Below are 1,069 nucleotides of genomic sequence, written 5' to 3' on the forward strand. Positions count from 1 at the left end.
GCCCGACGGGCAGATCGGATCGATCGACGTCGGCGCCCTGCTCAACGACTGGGGCGGCGAGGTGTACAACGCCTTCCTCTTCGACATCAGCGAGACGCCGGACCAAGGGGTGGCGGGGACCACGGGAGCCTCGGCAGCGGGCGGGATGGAGCGGGTGCCGCCCCCCGACCTGCCGTCCGGGCTGACCCTGCGCAACGCGGCATACGCGCTGCAGTGGTGGGTCTTTGCGGCGTTCGCCCTCTGGATGTGGGTGAAGATGGTGCGCGACGACTACCGTCGTCATCAGCCGGTGCCTCCGCTGGGTGCTGGGCCGACCGCCGATGTAGGAGCCACGCAGTGAGCATGTATCCGACCAACCTGGCCAAACCGTTGCAGATCCGCCGGGCGCTGGGGATCTACCGGGTGCTCGCCATCGTCGCCGGCATCGCGTTGTTCATCCTCGTCGTCGAGATGGTCATGAAGTACGGGATGCACCAGGAGAACTGGTTCACGAAGAACTGGTCCTACATCCACGGCTTCATCTATATGGCCTATGCCGCGTCGATCGCCAACCTCGGCCTCAAACTCGCCTGGCCGATGATGCGGATCGTCGTCAACCTGCTCAGTGGGTTCGTGCCGCTGGCGCCGTTCTTCGCCGAGCGCAAGATCACGGCGGAGACCAACGGCATCCTCGCTCGGGTTTACTGAGAGCGACACCGCGGCGACCGCCACGCGGGGGGCCAGCGCCTCGGTAGGCTTGGCGGGTGAGTGAGACGTTGCAGTCCCGGCCGGTCCTTGTCGTCGATTTCGGCGCGCAGTATGCCCAACTCATCGCGCGCCGCGTCCGCGAGGCCAAGGTCTACAGCGAGGTCGTCCCGCACACGATGTCGGTGGCGGCCATGCTCGCCAAGAATCCCGCTGCGGTCATCCTCTCCGGCGGCCCCGCGAGTGTGTATGCCGCGGGCGCACCGTCGCTTGACCCCGCCCTGTTGGCGGCCGGGGTCCCGGTGTTCGGGATGTGTTACGGCTTCCAGGCGATGGTCCAGGCGTTGGGTGGCACGGTCGCCCACACGGGGACGGGTGAGTATGG

General features: G+C 67.2%; 3 protein-coding genes. All 3 read left to right on the forward strand.

What is annotated here, in order from left to right; translation table 11 throughout:
• Window positions 1-340 (forward strand): hypothetical protein (locus tag CTR53_RS21115; RefSeq protein ID WP_290818467.1); only part of this gene is annotated, 340 nt, incomplete at its 5' end.
• A 2-nt stretch (window positions 341-342) separates the two neighbouring features.
• Window positions 343-687 (forward strand): DUF3817 domain-containing protein, encoded by a 345-nt coding sequence (locus CTR53_RS21120; protein WP_290818473.1) that lies wholly within the window; start codon window positions 343-345, stop codon window positions 685-687.
• Between the two features lie 56 nt (window positions 688-743).
• Window positions 744-1,069, forward strand: a 326-nt coding sequence (locus CTR53_RS21125) for a gamma-glutamyl-gamma-aminobutyrate hydrolase family protein (protein ID WP_290818470.1), incomplete at its 3' end; no start/stop codon positions are given.

This window comes from Ferrovibrio sp., from assembly GCF_002796975.1.
In the GTDB taxonomy this organism is placed as follows: Bacteria; Pseudomonadota; Alphaproteobacteria; order Ferrovibrionales; family Ferrovibrionaceae; genus Ferrovibrio.

Coding starts and splice junctions, on each gene's coding strand:
- CTR53_RS21120 (WP_290818473.1), top strand. CDS start 343: ATGTATCCGACCAACCTGGCCAAACCGTTGCAGATCCGCCGGGCGCTG.